The sequence below is a fragment of the Streptomyces tatrensis genome, assembly GCF_049310065.1.
In the GTDB taxonomy this organism is placed as follows: Bacteria; Actinomycetota; Actinomycetes; order Streptomycetales; family Streptomycetaceae; genus Streptomyces.
In genome coordinates, this window is the sequence record NZ_JBMDLB010000007.1 from 667,384 (window position 1) to 684,904 (window position 17,521).

The 17,521-nt window shown below is 69.0% G+C and carries 11 protein-coding genes; 8 read left to right on the top strand and 3 right to left on the bottom strand.

Features of this window, described 5'->3' with window-relative positions; all coding sequences use genetic code 11:
• Positions 1-17: 17 nt before the first annotated feature.
• Entirely contained in the window at positions 18-1,724 is a 1,707-nt protein-coding gene (locus tag ACODT5_RS06675) for a thiamine pyrophosphate-binding protein (RefSeq protein ID WP_422518257.1), read from the bottom strand.
• A gap of 466 nt (positions 1,725-2,190) precedes the next feature.
• On the opposite strand from ACODT5_RS06675, the gene ACODT5_RS06680 reads away from it, so the two are divergent.
• Entirely contained in the window at positions 2,191-5,052 is a 2,862-nt protein-coding gene (locus ACODT5_RS06680; protein WP_422518258.1) for a peroxidase family protein, read from the top strand.
• Positions 5,053-5,079: 27 nt separating this feature from the next.
• Here ACODT5_RS06680 and ACODT5_RS06685 read toward each other — a convergent pair whose 3' ends face one another.
• A complete protein-coding gene (locus tag ACODT5_RS06685; RefSeq protein WP_422518259.1) occupies positions 5,080-5,934 on the bottom strand; it encodes a caspase family protein in 855 nt (284 codons plus the stop codon).
• A 192-nt stretch (positions 5,935-6,126) separates the two neighbouring features.
• On the opposite strand from ACODT5_RS06685, the gene ACODT5_RS06690 reads away from it, so the two are divergent.
• The 5 genes from ACODT5_RS06690 to ACODT5_RS06710 all read left to right on the top strand — a co-directional run bounded on the left by ACODT5_RS06690 (position 6,127) and on the right by ACODT5_RS06710 (position 14,443).
• Positions 6,127-7,017 carry a DNA/RNA non-specific endonuclease gene (locus ACODT5_RS06690; protein ID WP_422518260.1) on the top strand — a complete coding sequence of 297 codons (891 nt, stop codon included), beginning with the start codon at positions 6,127-6,129 and terminating at the stop codon, positions 7,015-7,017.
• 1 nt (position 7,018) lies between these two features.
• Positions 7,019-7,960 carry a hypothetical protein gene (locus ACODT5_RS06695; protein WP_422518261.1) on the top strand — a complete coding sequence of 314 codons (942 nt, stop codon included), beginning with the start codon at positions 7,019-7,021 and terminating at the stop codon, positions 7,958-7,960.
• 177 nt (positions 7,961-8,137) lie between these two features.
• Positions 8,138-12,202, top strand: a complete 4,065-nt coding sequence (locus tag ACODT5_RS06700; RefSeq protein ID WP_422518262.1) for an AAA family ATPase — start codon at positions 8,138-8,140, stop codon at positions 12,200-12,202.
• 6 nt (positions 12,203-12,208) lie between these two features.
• Entirely contained in the window at positions 12,209-13,339 is a 1,131-nt protein-coding gene (locus ACODT5_RS06705) for a trypsin-like peptidase domain-containing protein (protein ID WP_422518263.1), read from the top strand.
• Positions 13,340-13,369: 30 nt separating this feature from the next.
• Positions 13,370-14,443 carry a trypsin-like serine peptidase gene (locus ACODT5_RS06710; RefSeq protein ID WP_422518264.1) on the top strand — a complete coding sequence of 358 codons (1,074 nt, stop codon included), beginning with the start codon at positions 13,370-13,372 and terminating at the stop codon, positions 14,441-14,443.
• Positions 14,444-14,476: 33 nt separating this feature from the next.
• Here the strand turns inward: ACODT5_RS06710 and ACODT5_RS06715 are convergent, their stop codons facing one another.
• Entirely contained in the window at positions 14,477-14,680 is a 204-nt protein-coding gene (locus ACODT5_RS06715) for a hypothetical protein (protein ID WP_422518265.1), read from the bottom strand.
• Between the two features lie 143 nt (positions 14,681-14,823).
• Between ACODT5_RS06715 and ACODT5_RS06720 the strand changes: the two genes are divergently transcribed.
• Together ACODT5_RS06720 and ACODT5_RS06725 are read left to right on the top strand one after the other, a co-directional pair.
• The gene (locus ACODT5_RS06720) at positions 14,824-16,212 is read left to right on the top strand and encodes a hypothetical protein (RefSeq protein WP_422518266.1); all 1,389 of its coding nucleotides are present in this window, start codon (positions 14,824-14,826) and stop codon (positions 16,210-16,212) included.
• A gap of 49 nt (positions 16,213-16,261) precedes the next feature.
• Positions 16,262-17,473 carry a M4 family metallopeptidase gene (locus ACODT5_RS06725; RefSeq protein WP_422518267.1) on the top strand — a complete coding sequence of 404 codons (1,212 nt, stop codon included), beginning with the start codon at positions 16,262-16,264 and terminating at the stop codon, positions 17,471-17,473.
• The last annotated feature ends 48 nt before the right edge of the window (positions 17,474-17,521 follow it).

Below are 17,521 nucleotides of genomic sequence, written 5' to 3' on the forward strand. Positions count from 1 at the left end.
TCCCTTCACGGACGCCGTCAGCCGCGCAAGCGTGCCTCGATGGTCTCGACGAGGCCGGCGATGACTCCGTCGGGCGAGGGGCTGTAGTGGGGGACGGCCCATCGCGTGATCCGGGCGTCGATGAGGGAGGGCCGGCCGGAGGCGAGCGCTTCACGGAACGCCTTCTCGAACTCCTCCAGTGTCTCGACGCGGTAACCGTCGGCGCCGCACGCCTGCGCGTACGCGGCGAAGTCCGGGTTCTGGAACTCGACGAGCCCCGTCTCGCCGTAGGTGACGAGCTGGAACAGCTTGATCAGCTTGAACTCCTGGTCGTCGAAGACGATCCAGATGACGGGGATGTCGTTCTCGACGGCGGTCATCAGCTCGAAACCGGACAGGGAGTAGCACCCGTCGCCGCACCCGACGACGACGGTCCGTTCCGGGTGCGCGACCTTCATTCCGATGGCGCCGTTGACATGGCCGGCCATCGGCCCGAAGGAACCGACCTTGCGGAAGTTCTGCCCCTCCTCCAGCTCCACGTAGTAGCCGAGCCAGGCGAGGTGTGCTCCCGCGTCGGCGAGCAGAACACCTCGTGGGGGCAGCATCCTGCCGATCGCCTGGGCCAGCTCCCCCGGGTGAATCTTTCCAGTCAGGTGCGTGATGTGACGGGCTTCGTAGTCGCGGCCGTCGACGTCGACCGCCGGGACGTCGCCGACCCGTTCGTCCAGTGCCTCGTGGAGGGCGGCCAGCCCGAGGCGCGCGTCGGAGAGCAGCGCGTAGTCGGGCCGGTAGGCCTTGTGGAACTCGGTCTCGGAGATGTTCACATGGACGAGCACCTTGTTCTCGAAGAGGTCTTCGCGGTAGTTGAACGTGGCATGCTGATTCAGGGAGTTGCCGACGCACAGCACGACGTCGGCCTCGCGAAACGCCTTCCACGCACTGGAGTGTCCGCTGTCCGCGAAGACGCCCACCGAGAGCGGGTGCCCCTCTGAGACGATGCCCTTGCCGTCCAGCGTGGTGAGCAGGGGAATCTGGAAGCGTTCGATGAAGCGCCGGACCTCCGCTCCCGCTCCGCTGCGGATCGCGCCGAACCCGACGAGCGCCACGATGCGCTTGCGCCGTGTGAGGGCGTCGCCCAGCACCGAGGCGATCTCCGCCACGCGGGCCCGATCCGGGACGACCGGGGCCACGTCGAGGCGGATGTGCCGGAAGTCCGTCACCTCGACACCACGGTGGGTGAGGTCCTCGGGAACGTGAATGTGCACCGGGCCGGGCCTTCCTTCGAAGGCGATGTTGACGGCTTCCTCGAGCACGTCGCACGTGTCGGCGGCGTCGGCGAGCAGGAAGGACTTCTTCGTCGTGGCGGCGAACATGGCCCGGGAGTCGGGTGTCCGGTTCAGGCCCGAGGTTTCGTTGAGGGAGCCCCATCCCTGCCATGCCCTCGAGGCGTATCCCGAGACTGCCAGGACGGGGTAGGAGTCGGACATCGCGACAGCCAGACCGGAGAACAGGTTGAACGCACCGGGACCTGCCGTTGCGAAACAGAAGCCCAATTCGTTCGTGTACATCGCGTGGCCGCACGCCATGAAGGACGCGGCCTGCTCGTGCCGCGTGATGATCGGCCGGATCTGCTGCGAATGCTTCAGCGCCAGCATCAGGCCGGCGGCGTTCTCTCCGGCACCGCCGAAAGCGGCCCGGACTCCGACGTCTTCCAGGCCCTTGACTATGGCTTCGTAAACCCTCATCGCCGTTCCCTCGTCCACTCCCCCGCATTGATGACGGAGACGCCCCGAGCGTCCCCGGATGCGGGAATGACGCCTCGGGCGAGGAGCTGTGGTGGCCGTAGTGGCCCACTGATGCGGGAAGAAGCACTCGCACGCGCCGGACAACGCTGCCGTGCGATCTTCCAGAACCAGTCTGCCAGTACCCGGCGCATCCCGCTCCCGCACGTGGAGTGGACCGTACGAGTGACAGGGCCGGCGTCACCTTTCACGGCGCGCGCAGGGCTCGTACGGCGGACACCTACGGGGGCGCGAGGCGGATGCCACCCGTCTGCGTTGTTCCGCGCGACGCGGCCGCACCACTGAGTCAGGGTTGCCGTGTGTAACCCAGGTGCCCGTGGACCCAGTCCCGGGCAGCCGTGCAGCGTCACCTCGTCGTCCGCCGGCATTGCGTCCGGAGAGCGGGGTGCGCCTTGGCGAAGAGGCACACATGGCCGAGACCAGTCAGTACGAGCACTACATGGGCGGCGACCCCGAGGCGGAACGGCTCGTCTTCGAGCGGCTCGCCCGCGAGCTCATGCGGGTCCAGCTCAAGTCCAGGAAGCGCAGTGGCGCATCCGAGCTCGCACGGACGTTCCACGCCAAGGCCGTTCTCGGCGCGGAGAACGCGCGTCTGGCCTTCGCCGGCGACCTGCCCCCCGACCTGCGGTCCGGCTTCGCACAACCGGGTGCCGAGTACCCCGTCACCGTGCGGCTCTCCAATGCGAACGGCGCCCGCCAGACCGACCACGCCCCCGACATGCGCGGAGCGGCCTTGCGCATCGCGGCAGGAGCGGGCGAAGCGCACGACCTGCTGATGACGAGCCATCCGGTCTCGCACGCGCGCAACGCGGTCGAGTTCGTCGAATTCGCGAAGGCCATGGCGGGCGCCGACTCGACGCTGCGGAAGGCCGTCGCGCTGTTCGTCACCCTGCCGCTCGCGGTCGGCTGGTCCACGGCCGCGCGCATGCGCCGCAACGTGCGGGCGGGTACGAGCCGCCCCGTGAGCAGCCTGGCGCTGGAGACGTACTGGAGCCGCGGCGCCATCCTGTGGGGTGACGCGGGGCCGGTGCGCTATCAGCTGAGGCCCGCGGACGGCGCCCCGTCGGCCCCCGCACCCTCCGCCGCCGACCCCGATTTCCTTCAGCACGAACTCGCACGGCGGTTGAAGGAGGCCGATGTCGTCTTCGAGTTGTACGTCCAGCGCTACGTGGACGCCCGCCGGACGCCCATCGAGGACGGCGCGGCCGAGTGGAAGGAGGGGGACACTCCTCTCGTGCGGGTGGCAACGCTGACCGTCCCGCGCCATGACATCAGCTCCGCCGAGGCTCGCGCCGCAGCAGCACGGGTTGACGAGCTCGCCTTCAACCCGTGGAACACCACGGAGGACTTTCGGCCCCTCGGAAACCTCAACCGGGCGCGCAAGGTCGCCTACGAAGCCAGCAGCGCCCACCGACTGGGCCACCGGTTCGCCAACGTCGAGCCGCAGCGCAACGCCGTACTGGGAGTGCCGTTGCGCGCCACCTTCCGCGGCCTCAACCGATTCGTCCCCTGGCACCGCCTGCCCACGAGCCTCGGCCTGCTGAACCTCTTGGCCTTTCGGCAGAAGTTGCGCCAGGACAATCTGCTCGACACCGAGCTCCGCGAGGCACCGCCCAGAGTCCAGCCCGTCCCCGATCCCATCGACGAGGACATGCGGCTCGCACGGAGCTACGACGGCACCTACAACGATCTGTCCGCTCCGAAGATGGGCGCTGTCGGGTCCGCATTCGGCCGCAACCTCGCGCCCGTCTACCAACCAGACCTGTTCGACGTACCGAACCCGGTCACCGTCAGTCGCGAGCTGCTGCACCGCGACGTCTTCCTTCCGGCGCGCTCCCTCAACGTCCTGGCCGCCGCCTGGATCCAGTTCCAGGTGCACGACTGGGTCAACCACAAGCGCTACCCCAGCGGCACGAAGACCGTCGAGGTGCCGCTCCCTCCCGGTGTCACGTGGCGGAACACTCCGGGCGGACGTCCCGAGGACGTCATGCGCTTCGCCGAGAACGAGGGGCTGTACCCGGCCGACGGCAAGGGTCCGCCGACGCTGTTCGCCAACGCGGCGTCCCACTGGTGGGACGGCTCCGAAATCTACGGCGGCAACGAGGTCACCGGAAGGTCGCTGCGCGAGCCGGGAGGCGGTGCCGCGCTGCGCCTGGAGGACGGCCATCTGCCGGCCGGGCCGGACGGCCTCCCGCTCACCGGGTTCGCCGAGAGCTGGTGGTACGGCCTCAGCGCCATGCAGACCCTCTTCGCCCGCGAGCACAACGCCGTGTGCACAGCACTGCGGCAGGAGTACCCGGCCTTGAGCGAGGACCGTGTCTACCACACGGCGCGACTGGTCGTCTCGGCTCTCATCGCGAAGATCCACACCGTTGAGTGGACTCCCGCGATCCTCGCCACCGAAGTGATCGACGTCGGCCTGAAGACCAACTGGCAGGGACCGCCGAAGAAGTGGCTCGAACAACTGGGACTGTGGCTCTTCGAGGCGCATTCACTGACCGGCATCCCCGAGACCCTGCCGGACCACCACGCCGCTCCATACTCGCTCACCGAGGACTTCGTCACCGTCTACCGCATGCACCCGCTGCTCCCCGACGACTTCGAGATCATGGACCACCGGCTCGGCCGGCGTCTGGACACCCTCGGCTTCAACGACGTGCAGGGCCCCGCCGCGGAAGCGCTCATCCGCAAGACCGGTCTGGCCAACTCCCTGTACTCGCTCGGCATCGCTCATCCCGGCGCGATCACGCTGAACAACTACCCGCACGCCCTGCGGTCGTTCGAGCGGGACGGCGAGGTCATCGACCTGTCCGTGGTCGATCTGGTACGCACACGGCGTCGCGGTGTACCGCGCTACAACGACTTCCGGGCCGGTCTCCACAAGCCGCGCGTGCGGCGGTTCGAGGACGTGTCGAGCGACGCGGAGACCGTCGCACGCTTGAAGGAGGTCTACCGCGATGTCGATCACATCGACACCATGGTCGGTCTCTTCGCCGAGAACCCGCCGCAGGGCTTCGGCTTCAGCGACACCGCCTTCCGCATCTTCATCCTGATGGCGACCCGCCGCCTGCAGAGCGATCGCTTCCTCACGGTCGACTTCAGGCCCGAGGTGTACACCCCTTTGGGCATCGATTGGATCGAGCGCAACGGCATGAGCAGTGTGGTGGTGCGGCACTGCCCCGAGTTGGCGGGCCTCCTGCCGCGCACGGCCGGCGCGTTCGCGCCCTGGCGCCTGGCCACGGCGAAGGGAACCGATGGCGGTCGCGGCTGAGAGGCCCGCGCGTACGGGCTGCCCGTGTCAGATGGTGAACGGCTTCTGCTTGAGGAAGCCGTCCGACGGGCTGCCCGTCGTGTAGAAGTTCGGGCTCTGGTTGGCGGGCATGCGCTTTTGGATGTCTCGGTGGAAGGTGCGGTAGTCGCCCAGGAAGGCTCCCTTCCCCCAGACCTTGAGAAGGTTTGCGGTGAACAGTCCGTTGACGTCTCCGTCGGACGCCACCTGGTTGTCCTGGCAGGCGGCGATGAGTACGGCGCCGGGCGCCGGGCCGCCGCCGTTGGCGTCCTTGAGCTCGCGCTGGAGGCCCTCGTAGAACGGCCTGTCCCGGACGAAGATCTGCTGCTGCTTGAGCAGCGGCATCAGCCGGGACGCCGCCTCCACCTGGCCCGGGTCACTGGTCTGGAACTGCGACTGCAGCGCCTCCGGGGTGAGCAGCCCCTGCAGGGACTCGATGGCGCTGCCGCTGTGGCAGCAGTCCAGCAGGACGAAGATCCTGACCCCCTCCTCGAACCGTCGGAACTCCCGGTACAGCTCGTCGTCGAGGAACTGGCGGTCGAAGAACACCAGCGTCTCGTCCAGCCGGTCGGGCTCGTCGTCCGATCCGACGACGTTGTCCATCTGGCCGCCGTGGCCCGAGTAGGTGAAGAGCAGGATGTCCCCGCTCTTGAGCCGTCCGGCCGCCTTGCGCAGTTCCCCGGCGATGTTCTCCACGGTGCCGTCGCCGGTCAGGATCACGGTGTCGCCGAACCCGCCGGCGCGGGCCACCGAGGCCATGTCGCGGGCATCGTTCTCGCAGGCCAGGAGCTTGCCGTCCCAGCCGTCGTACGCCGCGGGGTCGACCTTGTTCAGACCGACGTGGATGGACAGGCCAGTGGGCACGGGTACTCCTCGGGGGCGTGGCGGGCACAGGGGGGTCGACAGGATGGGTTCCGCGGTGGCCGCCGCCCGAACCGGGGTGCCGGGGACGCCCCCCGATCGGGCCTGTCGAGGGGAGCCGGCCGGAGGGCCGCTGTTCGGGTGGCCTGTCACATCGCACCGTAAATGATCACTTGCGTGCGGTATTGCTATCTTATGAACGCAATCGATACGCCACCGGACCGGGCTGCGGACACCAAGGCACGGCAGGGCTCCCTCGCCGATCGCACCGGCTACGACGAGTCCTTCCTCGGTGCCGTCGTCCCGCTCCCCCTGCCGGCCGCGGGCGGGATCGAGACCGTGGTCCTCCCCTACACCCACTTCACCGTCGTCCTGCGCCCCGACCGCAGGCTGGCCGCCTCCACCGCCGTCTGCATCGACGGCGAGCTCCTCGTCGAGGACGTACCCCGTGACGACAACTGGGGGTTCGACCCCCGCGTGCCCGAGTCCCAGCAGGCCGGCAACGACATCTACCGCGACAACTCCCTGGACCGGGGGCACCTGGTCCGCCGCCTGGACCCGGTCTGGGGCGCCGCGGCCGAGGCCGGCCGCGCGAACATCGACACCTTCCACTTCACCAACGCGGCCCCGCAGCAGGACGTCTTCAACCAGGGCAAAGAGCTGTGGCAGGGGCTGGAGAACCATCTGCTCGACCACGCGGCCCGGTTCGACCGCAAGCTGTCCGTCTTCACCGGTCCCGTTCTGCACGACTCCGACCCGCCCTACCGGGGCATCCAGGTGCCGCTCCGGTTCTGGAAGGTGGCCGCCTTCGTCCAGAACGGCGAACTGGCCTCGACCGGGTACATCCTCGACCAGAGCCCGGACCTCAGCCGGGACCGTGAGCGGGCGATGGCGGGCGCCAGGCCCGGCGATCCGCCACCGCTCGGCCCGTTCCGTACGTTCCAGGTGCCCGTCACCGACATCGTCGAGCTCACCGGCCTCGACTTCGGGCCGTTGCCGGCCGCCGACCTCATGCCCGTCACCCGCGCACCCGCGGAGCGCTGGAAGCGGCTGGAGAGCTACGACGACGTGGTCCTGGACAGCTGAGATGGACGACGCCACCGTCGTCTACGTCCACGGAAACGGGAACAAGGTCCGCAAGGAACTACTCAAGGCCCAGTGGGACAGGGCGCTGTTCGCCGCGGACATGGGCGCGGCATCGCGGATGGCCTACTGGGCGCCGGTCCGGTACGGCACCCCCCTGCCCGACGACGAGCCCGACCCGCTGTCCGGCGGCCCGCCGCCGCCCATCCGGGGCCTCCCGGACCCGGGTGTGCCGCGACCTCCGGAGGAGTTCATCGAGCAGACGCTCCGCGAGGCGCGCCTTCCGGCGCCAGGGGGGCGGTCGGCGCGGGCCGGGGAGGAGCAACTGGCGAACTGGCTGGCGAAGATGACGTACTCGGCAGAGACCCTCGGCCGGGCCGAGGACGCGGCGCCCGCACCGGTCTCGTCAGACCTGACCGAGGCACTGCCGCTCCCCCTCTTCATGCGCGCACCCGTCTTCGAGCTGCTCGTGAAGCGAACCTTCGAGGACGTGTACGCGTACTTCTTCGGCGGTGTCGGCGAGGCGATGCGCGAGGTCGTCCGAGCCGAGCTGACCGACCTGCGCGACGGGCCGCTCGTCGTGCTGGGGCACAGCCTCGGCTCGGTCATCGCCTACGAGGTGCTCCGCGAGGTGCGACGGGACGTCACGCTGTTCCTCAGCGTGGGGTCTCCTCTCGGCATCACCGAGGTCCAGGACCTGCTCGCGCTCCCGACGGCGGTCCCGGCGGGTGTGGCGGCCTGGTCCAACGTCTCGGACCTGCGGGACCTAGTGGCGCTCGACCACTGGCTGCGGCCCGAGTACGACCCACCCGACCTCATCACTGACCACCTGGTCAGGAACGACAGCGGCAACCACCACGGCATCACCGAGTACCTGCGCAGCGCGCCCGTCCAGCAGGTGCTGCGCACCCTGTTCGGCCGCGTTGCGAGTGACCGGGCCGAGTGAAACCATGGCAGGTATCCGGCAGTCCGTCTTTCCACGCCGCTCCGGCGGCTGTGCAGGTGCGGTATGTCTCCCAAGGATACCGATTGGGGACTCGTCACCGAATTGGTGCGAGACCACTTCTTCATTTCCGGCGAACCCCGACCCAAGCTGGTCCAGTTCGGATTCTCGCCCGAGTTCGTGAGCAGAATCCCACTGAACTACGTGAGCTGGGACAATTCGGTCGCCCTGGTCGAGGCAGTGCGGAACAGCGGCGTCGAAATGCAACTCCTACTCCTCAGCACGCTCATGCAGCAGAGCACGCTCACCTCCCTCCCGGTCGGAATGGAGGCCAAGCGCCTCGAGAGCGAGCTGGAGGAGGCCGTCCGGCTGCACATTTCCCCCCGGGACTTCTTCCTCAGCAGCGTGCTCGGCAACGGCGCCGAGGTGTTCATCGACCGGGCGGACTTCAGGAATCGGATCCGCGAATTCCACGAGAATCCCGATAAGACCGTCCTGGTGGTGGACGGAGAGCCGGACAGCGGGCGCTCCTACAGCTACAAGCTGATCCGGCACATAGGCGAGCACTGCAATTTCCGCCCGGTGCGGGTGACGCTGAACCGGGCCTCGACCGCCGAGCAGCTGGTCCATCGGCTCGCCGAGTGCGTCGCGGACCCGAACCCGGTCGCACCGACGCTCTCGAGCACGGCCCTCTCGCCCCTCCCGCCCCTCCCGCCCCTCCCGCCGTTGAATCCAACACAATTGAACGATCCACTACCGGAGATCGATGCGGCGGTGCACCGCGCCGTCAGCCAGGCCACCACCGCGCAGGGGCAGTACTGGCTGGTGCTGGACGACTGCAACAAGCTCGACGCCAATTCCGACGTCTGGGACTGCATCGGCAAGCTGGCCCTGACCATCCACAAGCAGAGGCCGACGCCGCCGGACGTACCGCCCCGGCTGGTGCTGCTCGGATACTCGCCGACGATGCGCCAGCTCCCGTACGAGATACGGAAGAACGAGGTCAGGGACACCGCCCGGATGCTCGGCCCGGAGGATCTGCGCGAGTTCTTCCGGCAGTTCTTCACCGAGGCTTCGCCTTCGACTCCCCCGGACATCCAGCGGATCTCCGCCCTCGTGGAAACGGCCGTCCCCGCCGTTCTGCAGGCCTGTGAGGCGTGCGGCCCGGACAGCTACATGCGCAAGATCTCCACGGCGGCAGCGGCGTCGGTCCGCCTTTACGGCAAGCTCGCCTCCGGCGAGGACTTCGGCGACGGGGACTTCGGCGCGCGTCTGAGCGAGCAGCTGAGCACCGCCGTGGCCTCCGCCGGCCCCACAGACGTGTCGGACCTGCGCAAGGCGTACCGGGAAGCGGCGTCCCTGCTGAGCAGGTTCGACCCCGCACGGCTGAAGCTGCCCGGCGAGGAGGAGCCCTCCGGGGCGGCCGTGGTGGAGCTGCTGCGCGACTGCCGGGCCGTCGGCGCCCGTAACACCGTCACCTGGGTACTCAAGTCGGAGGTCCGCGACACGGCGCTCGGCGGCTTCGCCGGTCCGCAAGGGGCCCGCCGCGCCCTGCTGGCCAACCTGGAGCAGATCCCGCCCGGCACGGGCCCGACAAGCATCGCGCTGGCCTACCTCGACGGCACGCCCCCGAACCTCGCCCGCGAGAAGCTGGACCAGCTGCCGCACACGCTGCAGGCAGTGTTGTGGCTCGCGCAGATCCCGGGCATCACCGGCATCCCCGAGAGCGCGGAGGTCCAGCGGCTACTCGACCGGGCGCGGCTGATGCAGCCCCTCGAACGCCTCGCACGCAGCGCTTTCCAGGGGCGCGCCGAGGAACTCGCCCGACTGCGCGCCTACATCGGACTGCCCACGCCGCTCCAGGACGAGTTCACCCTGGCGGTCGGCACCGGCACGAAGCGGCCGGTACTGGTCCACGGGCTGAGCGGCGTCGGCAAGAGCACCCTGCTCGCGACGTTCCTCCGGGACAGTCTGCGCGACTTCCCCACCACGTTCCCCTTCGCGTACGTCGACTTCGCCAGGCCCACCCTCTCGGCCCGCGAACCGGCCACCCTGATCGCCGAGATGGCCCGGCAGCTCAGCGTCCAGTACCCCGAGCACCACGCCGATTTCGACACCCTGGCGCATGCGTGCGAGGAGACCGTCGGCCTCCACCGGGCCGAAGAGGGCACGGTCGAAGAGCTCTACGAGCTCGCCACCACCCGGGCGACGATGGCGCGGCTCTCCCAGTCGGGCGTGCACGCCCTGGCCTCGGCACGCGAGGGCATGCTGGCGGCGCAGCTCGCGACAATCGTCGTCCAAGCAGTGGGGGTGCCCGCGGCGGAGCAGCCGCCCCTGGTTCTCGTGATCGACTCCTTCGAGGAGGCCCAGTACAGCGGTTCCCCGGAGCTCGGCCGCATGTGGGGTCTCTGGTCTGCGCTCCAGAAGGTGCACCCGCGGCTGCGGACCGTCGTCGCGGGACGGCTGCTGAAGCACCATCCGGCCCGAGTGGTGGAGCCCCTGACCATCGAGCTGAACGACCTCGGCCCGGAGGCCTCCGTGGCCCTGCTCGTCTCCTGCGGGGTGTCCGACGAGCGTCTCGCCGAGAAGCTCGCCGACCGCGTGGGCGGGAATCCCCTGAGTCTGAAGCTGGCGGCGCGGGCAGCCGAGCAGGAGGGCAACCGGGCCGAATCGCTGAACGAACTGATCGAGAGCCTGCCCCGGCGGCGCCGCCACTTCTACCGCAAGGTCGACCAGATGCTCATCCAGGGGACCCTCTACGAGCGGATCCTCAGGCGCATCGGGGACCCGGACGTCCGCGCTCTGGCGCAGGCCGGAATGGCACTGCGGACCATCACCCCCGGACTGATCCGGGACGTCCTCGCCGGTCCGTGCGGACTGACCGTGGACTCCGACGCGGAGGCGGATCGCCTCTTCGAGCTGTTCTCCGGGCTCGACCAGGTGGAATCCGCGGGCCCGGGGACCGTACGCCACCGGGCCGATCTGCGGGCCATCATGCTGCGGCTGGCCGACCGCGCCCATGCGGACGTGATGCGGGCGGTCGGGCGGCGCGCCGTCGCGTACTACGCGGTACGCGAAGGCCTGGAGCCGCGGGCCGAGGAGATCTACCACCGGCTGCGGTTGAACGAGAGCCCGCGCGACGTGGACTTGCGCTGGCTGCCCGGTGTCGAGCGGTTCCTCGTCGGGGCCGACGAGGACATGGCGGGGCGGTCCGCCGCGTACCTCGCCGGGCGCTTCGGCGGCCACACCCCGGACGAGGTGATGGCGGAGGCGGACCAGGAGGACTGGGAACGCATCGCCGCCCGCGAGGTCGAGGACCTGCTGTCGCAGGGGTACACCGAGGAGGCCGCCGCCCGGATCGAGGGACGGCGCCCGTGGACCGCGGGCAGCCCGTTGCACCCGCTGTGGGTCGAGATCCTGGACCGGCTGGGCCGTCGTGCCGAAGCCCGGGCTGCCGCCGACGCGGCCGTGGAGCGCGCCGATGAGGACGGCTTCCCCGGAATGCAGCTGGAGCTGCTCCTCGTTTCGGCGCGGCTGGCCGAAGCGGACGGCGACCTCGCCGAGGCCGACGACGACCTCGCCGAGGCAGAGGAGATCGCCACGGGCCTGGGCAAGGACTTCGAGGCGCTGGGCGCCCTGCTGACCCGTGCCCAGCTGGCGTCCCGCACCGAGGAACACGATCAGGAGGCCGGGAGCAGGCTCGCCGAGCGGCTGCGGCTGCTGCCCGACGCGGAGCTCGTCCGGCAGCCCGCCCTGGTGCGTGCCGCGGTCGCCGAGGTCTCGCGCGACCACCCGCGGATCCTGGAGCACGCCCTGGACGTCGTGGGCCTGCCCGAGACCGAGGACGGGGTCCTGGACATACTCGGCGAGGCGATCGCCCGGGTGGTGGCCGATCGGCCCGAGCTGCGGCCCTCGCTGCTCCGCCTTCTGGAGGAGTCCGCCGGCCCGCCCGACCCTTCTGCCACCGTCCTTCGGTCTGCGACCGGAGCCACCCACCAGGGGGTGCAGGGCATGCTGCGTGAGGCGCGCCGGCTCGGGACGCTCGACCGGCTCGCCGGGCGCCTCCTGGCGCTCGACGACCGGAGCGGCGAGCTCGCCTCGGGCGTGGCGGCGGCGATGGGCGCCGGCGCCGGCTCCCCCGGCCCGGTCGCGCCCTCGGGCACGCGGCCGGTCGCCCCGGAGCCGGGCGACGCGCACCCCTCAGCAGAGAGCCCAGCCGAAGGGAACGGCCACCGAGCGGCCTGATCGACCATGAGCGACACGTATCTCTCCCAGGACGACGTCGGACTACTGCGGGACACAGCGGTGGAGGCAGGACTGTCGGACCCGGCACTCCGGAGGCTGCTGTTCGCGGGAATCCTCCCGAAGTACTTCGGCTCGCTGCCGGTCCTCGCGGCGCCCGGCCCACAGGTCCTGTCGGACCTCAACGAGATGAACCGGGTGGAGCGGCTGATCGACGGCACCGTTCCGCTGGCCGTCTGGCTCCGCAACGCCGCCGACCAACTGACCGACGCCGCCGCCCGCGACGTGATCCTCAAGGCACTGGACCGGGTAGCGCGCGACGCGGCCGGCGAGCCCGACGTGGCGCCCGACGTCCGTACCGGGGAAACCAAGGAAGAGATCGTCTTCCGGGACGACACGGTGCCCTTCGGCTTCCTGAGCGAAGGAGAGAAGGCGGGCTCCTCGGTCGCCCGCATCAAGGTGCTGCCGTACCAGGGGGGCGCCCTGCTCCAGCCGGTGGCGCTGCCCCACAGCGGCACGGGCTGGCTCATCGCCCCCGGCCTCCTCGTCACGAACCACCACGTGGTCAACGCCCGCAAGCGCGCCGACGGCCAACAGCAGGTGGCGGACCCGTCGGACCTCCAGCTCCAGGCCAAGGGTTCACGTTCCCGGTTCGACTACCTGAGCGAGGACGACACGGACGTCGAGGAGGTACAGGCGAGCGAGCTCGTGGCCTGGGACGAGGAGCTCGACTACGCCGTGCTGCGTCTGACCGCCGCCCCGCCCGACACCTTCCTCCGCATCGCCACCGCACCGCTGGCGGTGGACAAGGACACGCCGGTGGCACTCAACATCATTCAGCACCCGGGTGGGGAGCCGAAGCGGATCGCGCTGCGCAACAACCTCGCCTTCGAGGCGGACGACACGGACGTGCGCTACTTCACCGACACCCGGGGCGGCTCCTCCGGCTCGCCCGTGCTGACCGACAACTGGACGGTGGTGGCCCTGCACCGCGGCACGCGGCGCGTGACGGACGTCAGCTTCCAGGGCAAGAGCACGGCTTTCGTGAACGTCGGCACGCAACTGAGTGCCATCATGCGGCACCTGCGGGAGCACCACCCGCAGATCCACGACGAGATCGCTGCGGCCCAGTCGCGCTGACGCGACGGGCACGATCACTGGAGGTGTGAGATGCACGGTCGATCACCGGTGGCGACCGGGCCCGAGCAGGTCTTCCGAGAGGATCTGCTGGAGGTGGCCGCACGCGTACGCAAGGGGCTGGACGCCGAGATCCCCGAGTCCGCCGAGGAGCTTCCCAGGGAGGAGGAGGCGGCCGCGCAGATCGGTCGCGCCGCCCGGGAGGAACGGGCCAGGGTGCTGGAGGCCGGGGTGCGCGGGCTGGAGAAGCTGGCGGCGGGCCGCCGGGACGACGTCGACGCGGACGAGTCCTTCGGGGTGGAGGCGATCGTCCTGCTCGAAGGCCGCCCGGCGATCCTGGTCCAGGGCCAGGACTTCGCCTCGCAGCCGGGCGACTGGGCCCTATTGGACGGGCAGCGGCCGGGTATCCGGGCGTCGATCGAGCGGGTCGGCAGGGTGGAGGTCTCCGGCCACGCGGACCTGGACTGGCTGGGTACGGGCTTCCTGGTCTCGCCGTTCGCCGTGATGACCAACCGCCATGTCGCGGCCGAGTTCAGCCGTGCGGACGGCGAGGGCGGGTTCACCTTCCGTCAGGGCATGGGTGCGCGCATCGACACCGCTGAGGAACTCGGCGCGCCCGCCACCGACGGATCGTTCGAGTTCAAAGTCACCGAGATCATCGGCATCCACCGGGACGTCGACATGGCGCTGCTCCGGGTGTCCCCGGTGGCGGGCGGCGGCGGGCCGCTGCCGACGCCGCTGCCCATCGCTGCCGACGCTCCGCCGGAGCTGGAAGGCCGGCCCGTGTACGTGGTCGGCTACCCGGCGGCGGACGGACGCCGCAATGAACCGGAGGCCATGAGCCGAATCTTCATGGACATCTACAACGTGAAGCGGCTCCAGCCGGGCACGGCGACGGCGCTGGTCCCGGACGGTCCCGGGTTCACCATGACGCACGACTGCTCCACGCTCGGCGGCAACAGCGGCTCCCCCGTCTTCGACCTGGCCGACCACCGGGTCCTCGGCCTCCACTTCGGCGGCCGGTTCAGGTCGGGCAACTTCGCGGTGCCGCTGTTCCAGCTGACGGACGATCCGCTGCTGGAGCGGGCGGAAGTCAACTGGGTGTAGGACGGTGTCGCACATGAATGGCCGAGGCCGCGTTCACCCGGTGATCGGTTCGCCGTCGAACTCGCCGCCTATGCAAGTGAAGAGGCCGGTACTGGAGTCGTACTCCACCTTCCCCACTTTGTCGGCCTCGCACTCCGGTCCGGTGACCGTCGGCACGACAGCCGACGCGACGGGGACTGCGGTGCCGAGAACGGCCAGTACGAGTGCGGCGGTGAATCCGAGAATGCGTCTACGCATGAGAACTCCCTTCGGGGGGCGAGCGCTGCCTACACGTCAACTCCAGCTTCGCCCTGCACCGCCTTGACCGCACCCTGACGCGGTGGTGCTCAGGGGGGCATGCTCCGGGGGCACTTTCCCCGGACTGAGAGGAGGCTGATGTCATGGCGAACACACCCGAGGTGTCCGTAGGGCCGCCTGATGACCTCGGCTCGCGGAAGGTGCTGATCGACGGCCACCGCGTGGGAGAGGCCCGGTCTGCCGGGGAGCTCCGGAGAATCCTGGATCGCGCTGGTGTGTCAGTCGGGCACCACGACATCCAATGGCTCGGCGGGGACTGCGGTGTCTGGCCGGACCGGCCCGTCCGGCGCCTGACCATCGGCCTGCTCATGGTCTTCGGCTTCCTCGCGACCGCATACCCGCTCTTCCAGATCGGAATGTCGGACAGCGGCGATGCCCTGACCTACGGCGGACGGATCGCAGGAGTTACCGTCCTCGCCGCCTCCTTGGTGGAGCTGGCTGCCGCCGGGGCGGCGGTCGACTACTGGGGCAAGCGGCGATGGCGCTACTCGGGGGTGGCCGTTCTGGGCGGAGTCATCATCGCCCTCCTCTGCGGGATTTGCCTCCTCCTGCTACAGATCGGCGAGCGTTTCACCGGCTACACCCTGATCGGGATCGCCCTCTGCGTCTGGGCTTCGGTCGCGCTGGTCGGACTCATCAGGCTGCGGGCGTGGAAAGGTCTTCGCAATCCCAAGACGATCGCGATCGGGGTCATCATCTCCACCCTTCTCGCCGGCGCCAACCTCGCATACTCACAAATCTATCTTCCCTATGTGAGAACACCGCTGATACAGAGCGGGGCGGAGTTCAAGGAGTCGAGTCTGCAAAAAAGTGCGTCCCAGCTGCACGTGACGGTTCATCTGCACGTGAAGAACGCAGGCGAAGTTCCCGTCTACATCCTCGACAGCAAGTACTGGATCCATGGCGGGCCCGCGAACAGCAGCTCCGACACCAAGACCACATTCGATTTGATCTACCATGGCGCCTTCGTCACGCCCGTGGGCAGCGTGCTGAACCCAGGGGAGGAGATCGCGCAGGACGTGGTCGTCGAGGTCAAGGATCCGGAGAAGCGCACGTGGGAAGCCATCCGGGCCCAGACCGAAGTGTACGTGATCAGGAAAGACAGAATGAAAATGCCCACTACTTACGAACGTTCCGGGGTCGGAGGCAAGAAGCTCGCAGAGGACGCCAAGAAGGAGAAAGGATATCCTGACCACACAAAGTACAGGTATCGATCCGACATCTCGAACAGCAGTGAAATCCTGAACGTGACCCGCGGGCGACAGCAGATAACCGTGTTCAGAGTGGACAATGGCGAGTGGCCGCGCGTCGTCGTGGACGTGTCGCCGCCGGATGAACGGATAGAGTTCAATCCCAAAAATCCCTACGCGAACGAAAAGAACATCGACCGGTACGGTCTTTCGCCGGTACGCGGCTCCACCGCGGTGACGCCCTACCTGGAGCTCCTGGAGAAGGCCCGCGCAGGCGGGTAGAGGGCCAGTCCGCTCAGGTCAACCATCCCCCCGATTCATGAGGTGTCCTATGAGCAGGACCTCGCGACTCAACTGCATCATCCCCCCGTACCTCCTCAGGAGGCTCCTGGAGAGCGACCAGAGCGAGGTGCGCCAGGCGGCCCTGGACACCATGTTGACCACTGCTCGCCTGCGTGGCCAGCGAGAGGTCCGGGCCTCCTTCGCCGGCGCGGCCGCCCCCGGTAACGGCCGGCGCACCGTCTTCGACTGCGAGGAGAAGAGCTTCCTCCCGACCGCTGTCCTGGCCAGGTCGGAGGACGGACCGGAGTCCGTGGACGAGTCCACGAACCGGGCGTTCGACGGACTCGGTCTGACGCGCGACTTCTTCAGGGAGGTGTTCCAGCGTGATTCGATCGACGGCCGGGGGATGCGTCTGGACGGGTTCGTTCACTTCGGCGTGAAGTTCAACAACGCGTTCTGGGACGGACGGCAGATGGTCTTCGGCGACGGGGACGGAAAGGTGCTCGGTGACCTCACCGGATCCCTCGACGTGATCGCCCATGAGCTGACGCACGGAGTCACGGAGCACACCGCCGGCTTCGAGTACCACAACCAGTCGGGTGCCCTGAACGAGTCGGTTTCGGACGTCTTCGGGTCGCTGGTCAAGCAGTGGTCGCTCAAGCAGGCGGCCGACGAGGCGGACTGGCTGATCGGCGCCGACGTGTGGACCCCAGGAATCGATGCCGACGCCCTGCGATCGATGAAGGCCCCGGGGCACGCGTACAACAATCCGCTGTTCGGAAAGGACCCCCAGCCCGACCGCATGAGCAAATTCATCCACCTCCCCGACACCGAGGAAGGGGACAACGGCGGGGTGCACCTCAACTCCGGCATTCCGAACAGAGCATTCTTCCTGACAGCCGTAGGCATCGGTGGGTTCGCATGGGAGGCCGCCGGGCCCATCTGGTTCGAATCTCTCAAAGTGTCCGGCGCCGAGGCCCAGTTCCATGATTTCGCCCACACCACCTTCCAGAAGGCCGGGGAACTGTTCGGCGTCGGCAGCGCCGAACAGTCGGCCGTGCTGGCGGCGTGGCAGGAGGTGGAAATCTCCATCAAGGGCGTCCCGACCGGGGCCGCCCGAGCACGGAGCCGTGCGGCCAACGGGAACGGCAATTTGGGCCGGCAGGACGACCTGACAGCCCTGAACAGGCAAATCGGGGAACTGAGCGCCAAGGTGACGGCGCTGGCCAAGGACGTGAACGCTCTGAAGGCAACCAAGTGAGGGTAGAAGGCAGGACGGAGCCTGTACCGCACGAGGGCGACCCGGGCG